This is a genomic window from Micropruina sp., from assembly GCF_027492755.1.
In the GTDB taxonomy this organism is placed as follows: Bacteria; Actinomycetota; Actinomycetes; order Propionibacteriales; family Propionibacteriaceae; genus Micropruina.
Window position 1 is genome coordinate 1 of sequence record NZ_JAPUED010000225.1, and the last position, 5,382, is coordinate 5,382.

A 5,382-nucleotide genomic window follows, 5' to 3' on the forward strand; every position below is an offset into this window, starting at 1 on the left:
ACGCCGACCCAGACACCCTCGCCCGGCTGCGCTCCCGCGGCCTGGTGCCCGGGGTGACCATCGACACCACCGCCCTCGATCTGGCCGATCCCGACTTCGCCGCTGTCCGCGTTCGGCTGGTCTCGCGCGGCGTGGGCAACCAATCAGAGCCGCAGCAGGGTGAGGATGACGCCGAGGGCGAGGACAGTGCTTCCGCTGGCGGCGACCGCGGGCAGGAGGCCGTCCACGCCGGCTCCGGAGCGGCGTGCGTGGGCGACCAACCGCCGGTAGCGGCGGCCGGTCGCCACCAGCAGGAAGAGGCCGGTGCAGGCTCCGGCCAGCCCGGCGAGGACGGATCCGACGGAGAGGTCTCCGCCGGCGAGTCGGGGAACGGCTAGACCGGCTGCGAGCACGATCAGCCCCACCCGCTGCCAGGCAAGGGCGGTGCGTTCCGGCTGCAAGCCGGGATCGCGCGGGGGGTGGCTGGTCATGGCAGGACCAGATCGATCCCGACAGCCACCGCCACCACAGTGACCAGGGCGACCAGCAGGACCATGCCGGGTGCGTGCGGCAGGGGCTCGTCTCTGCGCAGTGCCGCCTCTGCGCGCCACCAGTTGAACCACGCGAGTGCTGGAGTGGCAGCCGCGCCCGCGATCAGGAGGCCTGCGGTCAGCGACCGGGCGGTCTGGCTGAGCGGCGTGGCAAAGGATTCCAGACCAACGCCGACCGACAGCAGCGCGAGGCCGGTGGTGATCCAGGCCAGGAAGGTCCGTTCGTTGGCGAAGCTGAACCGCGGATCGGGGTCGGCGCCCTGGTCGTACAGCGTCCTCGGGAAGCGCCGTCTCATGAGCTTTCGCCCTGGAACGAGTCGCGATCCCGCAACCGCTCGATGTGCAACGCGAGGTAACCGACCTCCTCGTCCGGCAGTGGCTGTTCGTACTCCTTCTGGACGTGCTGGCGCACCTGTTCGGCGCAGGCCACCGCCTGGGGGTAGCGGACCCGCATCAGGCCGTAGAGGAAGCCGCCGTCCTTGTCGAGCATCGAACTGGCGAAGAAGCGGTCGGCGAAGAACTGCAGGTGCGTGACGAAGCGTCGGTGGTTGAGCTCGTTGTGGTCGAAGCTGTGGCCGAGTGCGTAGGAGACGATCGTCACGATCTCGGAGATCAGCGATGCCGCGCGCAGGGCGTTGAAGGAGGTGCTGGCGTCGTTGCGCGCGTTGACGAGGTGGAAGGCGATGTTCGCCGCCTCGTCCTCGGGCAGGTGGGTGCCCAGCCGCTCATTCACCAACTGCAAGGCCTGCATCCCGATGCCGTACTCGCCGGGGTAGTAGCTGCGCATCTCCCAGGCGAGCCCGTTCTGCACCCGCAGCCCCTGTTTCTCGCGTTCGACCGCGAAGTGGAGGTGGTCGGTGAGCGCGAGCAGCAGGTGCGGGTGCAGGTCGACCTTCAGGCTGGTTCCGGCCAGCGCGATGATCTCCTGGGCGAGCAGCACGTATTCCGAGGGGATGCTGCTGAGCAGTTCGATCAAGGCGCGCGAGTCGGGGTCGCCCAGCGGCAGGAAGACCTGCACCGCCTCGTCCGCGGTGATGGTGTCACCGCGTTTCGCGCCCCAGCCGATGCCCTTGCCGAGCAGGATGGATTCCCGTCCGCTGTCGTCCACGGCGAGGACGACGCTCGAGTTGAGCACCTTCTTCACCTGCCGCACGAGCATGACCTTAGGCCCGATCGAGCAGACTTGCACCGTTGCTGCGGATGACGTCGGCATACCAGTCGAAGGAGTTCTTCTTGGTGCGGTTCAGAGTGCCGCGTCCGAGATCGTCGGCGTCGACGTGGATGAAGCCGTACCGCTTCGTCATCTGCAGCGATCCGTGGCTGACCATGTCGATGGGCGCCCAGACGGTGTAGCCGAGCAGGTCGACGCCGGCGTCCACCGCCTTGGCCATCTCCTCGATGTGGGCGCGGAAGTAGTCCACCCGGTAGGGGTCGCCGATGCTGCCGTCGGGCTGGATGGTGTCGTCCTGGCCCAGACCGTTCTCGACCACGAACAACGGCTTGCGGTAGCGGTCGTAGAGCTCGATCAGCGAGATCCGCAGGCCGACCGGATCGATCTGCCAGCCCCAGTCGCTGCTGGGCAGATAGGGGTTCTTGACCCCCAGGACGGTGTTGCCAGGGGTGCGTTCGGCCTCCGGGTCGACGGATTCGGCCATCGACATGTAGTAGCTGAACGAGACGAAGTCGGCGGTGTGCTCTCGGATCAGTTCCAGATCGCCCGGCTCCATGACCAGGCTGATGCCGCGTTGTTCGAGCTGACGTAGCTTCAGCCGCGGGTACTCGCCGCCGGCCTGGACATCGGCGAAGAAGTGGTTGTCCAGGTTCTTCTGCTGGGCGGCGGCCACGTCCTGCGGACGGCAGGTGAGCGGGTAGGTCGTCAGCTTGGTCAGCATGCAGCCGATCCGGGCGTCCGGCCGCCCCCGGTGGAGTTCGCGAGTGACCCGAGCGGAGGCCACGAACTGGTGATGGGCGGCCTGGTACGTGGCGGCCTCGACCTGCTCGGGCGGCAGGGTGGCGATCACGATGCCACCGGCCGCAAACGGGTTGCGGGTGATGCCGTCGATCTCGTTGAAGGTCAGCCACCACGTCACCAGGTCGCCGTACAGGTCGAAGCAGGTGGTGGCGAACCGCACGAAGAGGTCGATCGTCGATCGGTCGAGCCAGCCGTTGCGATCCAGCGCCAGGGCCAGCGGCGGGTCGAAGTGGGCCAGCGTGACCAGGGGCTCGATGCCGTGCGCGTCCAGCAACTCGAACAGGCGCCGGTAGAAGGCGACGCCCGCCGGGTTCGGCTCGGTCTCGGCGCCGGTCGGGAACAGGCGGCTCCACGAGATCGAGACCCGCAGGCATTTCAGGCCGAGTTCGGCGAACAGCGCGACGTCCTCGGCGTAGCGGTGGTAGAAGTCGATGCCGCGGCGTTTCGGATAGTGGCTGTCGTCGGCGTCGGCCAGCGCCTGTTCGATCTCGATCAGGCTCGGCTGGTGCCGGCCGGGGTGGCTGTGCGGGGCGTCCGGGGACAGCCGGGCGACGTCTGAGACGGACGCCCCCCGGCCATCGACGTTCCAGGCGCCTTCGGTCTGGTTGGCGGCGATGGCGCCGCCCCAGAGGAAGTCTTCCGGAAAGCTACGCACTGACCGGTTCCTTCGCTTGGACGGTGAACAGCGGGTCCCCGCAGCGCAGCGTGGCGCCGACCGGCGAGCCGGTGATCTCGAACTTGTCGGAGTTGGTGACCACGATCGGGGTGGTCGTGTCGTATCCGGCGGCCTCGATCTGTTCCAGGTCGGCGCTGATCAGCAACTGGCCGGCGTCCACCCGGTCGCCCTTGGCGACGTGGGCAGTGAACGGCTTGCCGTCCAGCCGGACGGTGTCCAGCCCGATGTGAATGAGGATGTCCGCCCCGGAGTCGGTGGTGATCGCCACCGCGTGGCGGGTGTCGAAGAGCATGGCCACGGTGCCGGCGGCCGGGCTGCGGAACTCGCCGCTGCTGGGACGGATGCCGCAACCCTTGCCCAGGGCGCCGCCCGCGAAGACCTTGTCGGGAACCTCGCTGAGGTCGATCACCTCACCGTCCACCGGACTTCCCAGATCCACCGGGCCTTCCTCGGTCTCGAACAGCTGAGCCTCCGGTGGAATGACGTCCGCGCGTGCCTTGAGCGTCGCGGAATCGGCGTCGCTCCACAGCGCGGCGGAGACCGCAAAGGAGACGCCGAGCGCGATTGCGACGGTGATCAAGGCGTTGATCAGGTTCCAGGAGTTGCCCTCTTCAGCGAACATCGACAGGGTCGCCATGGCCGGAGTGACCACGACGTGCCCCACGATCCCGGTGAAGCCCGCGTAGGCTCCGCCGGCTGCGGCGCCAGCCAGCACGGAAGCCAGAGCGCGCTTGTTTTGCAGGGTCACGCCGTACAACGCCGGCTCGGTGATCCCGAAGAAGGCCGAGATGCCACCGGACATGGCCACCGATCGGAGCTCCTTGTCTTTGGTGCGCAGGGCGACAGCGAAGCTGGAGCCTGCCTGGGCCAGGTTGTGGGCCAGCAAGGCGGGCAGCAACAAGCTCTCCCCGCCCTTGGACTGGATCATCTGGATGGCATACGGAGTGAGCGCCTTGTGCATGCCGATGGAGATGAGGAAAGGAAGGAGGACCGCAAGGATGGCGACCGCGAAGCCGCCCAGTGTGCCGTGCATGGCGACGATCGCCGCGGTGAACCAGACACCGCCCCAGTATCCGATCGGACCCAGCACGAAGAGCGCCAGCGGGACCGCGACCACCATGCTCATCATGGGCACGAAGAAGACCCGGATCGGCTTGGGGCTCCACCTGGTCCAGAACTTCTCCAAGCCGGCCAGCACCAACGCGATCAGGATCGGTGGGAAGACCTGCGAGGAGTAGTCGACGTTCGGGATCGCGATGCCGAACATCGTCGCCTGGTTCTCCATCGCCGCGACCATCGCGGGGAACAGCAGCAGGCTGGTGGTGGCCAGCGCGACCATCCGGTTCGAACCCAGCTTCGTCGCCGCGGTGACCGCCACCATCAGCGGCAGGAAGTAGAAGACCGCGCCGGAAAGGTTGAAGAACACCTGGAAGGTGGGATCATCCCTCGTCGCCCAGCCGAAAGCCACCGCCAGCAAGAGCATCGAGCGTAGGATGCCGGCGCCGGCCATTGCGGGCACCAGCGGCTGGAAGACGCCGACCAGGAAGTCGAGAACCGTTGCGACCGGCCCCATCTTGGCCTTGGGCGCGCCCGCGCCGCTGGCTGCGTTCACGCCCGGCAGCTTCACCATCGCCTGGTAGACGTCCACCACCGAGTTGCCGATGACGACCTGCGGCTGGCCGCCCACGGAGACCGTGGAAAGCACGCCTGGGATGGTCTTGATCTTGACCTCGTCGGCCTTCGCCGGATCGTTGAGGGTGAACCTGAGCCGGGTGGCGCAGTGGTGCAGGTGGGCCACATTCTTGGCCCCGCCGACGGCCGCGAGAATCGACTCGGCTGTCTTCTGGTAGTCCATTCCTGACATCTCCTTCGTTGCCGCGACCGCTCCCGGGCAACAAAAAAAGGACCTGATGGCGAGGCCACGCTTTCGCATGGCACATGCCGTCAGATCCTGCCCGCATTACCGGTTACGTGTCTGGTGTGTGCAGTCCTGAAGATAGACGGCCCCCCACGCCACTGTCAAGACATCAGAGGTCCGGGCGGTTGCCCGGAGATGGCTGCCAAGATCCGGTGCCGTGCGTCCCTCCCGACCGCTCAGCTGGTGCGTGGGGAGTACATGATCACGGCCACTCCAATCAGGCAGATCAGTGCGCCCGCGATGTCGTAGCGGTCGGGACGGAAGCCGTCCAGGGCCATGCCCCAGG

General features: G+C 67.3%; 5 protein-coding genes and 1 pseudogene. All 6 read right to left on the reverse strand.

Annotated elements, in window-relative coordinates:
* Positions 1 to 143: 143 nt before the first annotated feature.
* Positions 144 to 470, reverse strand: coding sequence for a DUF202 domain-containing protein (locus Q0066_RS15615; protein ID WP_298134671.1), 327 nt, complete (start codon positions 468 to 470; stop codon positions 144 to 146).
* On the reverse strand, positions 467 to 826 hold the full coding sequence (locus tag Q0066_RS15620) for a DUF202 domain-containing protein (protein WP_298134673.1): 360 nt from the start codon (positions 824 to 826) through the stop codon (positions 467 to 469). The genes Q0066_RS15615 and Q0066_RS15620 overlap by 4 nt, the downstream gene beginning before the upstream one ends.
* Entirely contained in the window at positions 823 to 1,683 is an 861-nt protein-coding gene (locus Q0066_RS15625; protein WP_298134675.1) for a PRD domain-containing protein, read from the reverse strand. The genes Q0066_RS15620 and Q0066_RS15625 overlap by 4 nt, the downstream gene beginning before the upstream one ends.
* Before the next feature lie 10 nt (positions 1,684 to 1,693).
* Positions 1,694 to 3,157, reverse strand: coding sequence for a glycoside hydrolase family 1 protein (locus Q0066_RS15630; protein ID WP_298134677.1), 1,464 nt, complete (start codon positions 3,155 to 3,157; stop codon positions 1,694 to 1,696).
* Positions 3,150 to 5,033, reverse strand: a complete 1,884-nt coding sequence (locus Q0066_RS15635) for a beta-glucoside-specific PTS transporter subunit IIABC (protein ID WP_298134678.1) — start codon at positions 5,031 to 5,033, stop codon at positions 3,150 to 3,152. The genes Q0066_RS15630 and Q0066_RS15635 overlap by 8 nt, the downstream gene beginning before the upstream one ends.
* A 239-nt stretch (positions 5,034 to 5,272) precedes the next feature.
* A pseudogene (locus Q0066_RS15640) lies at positions 5,273 to 5,382 on the reverse strand (hypothetical protein); the annotation flags it as partial.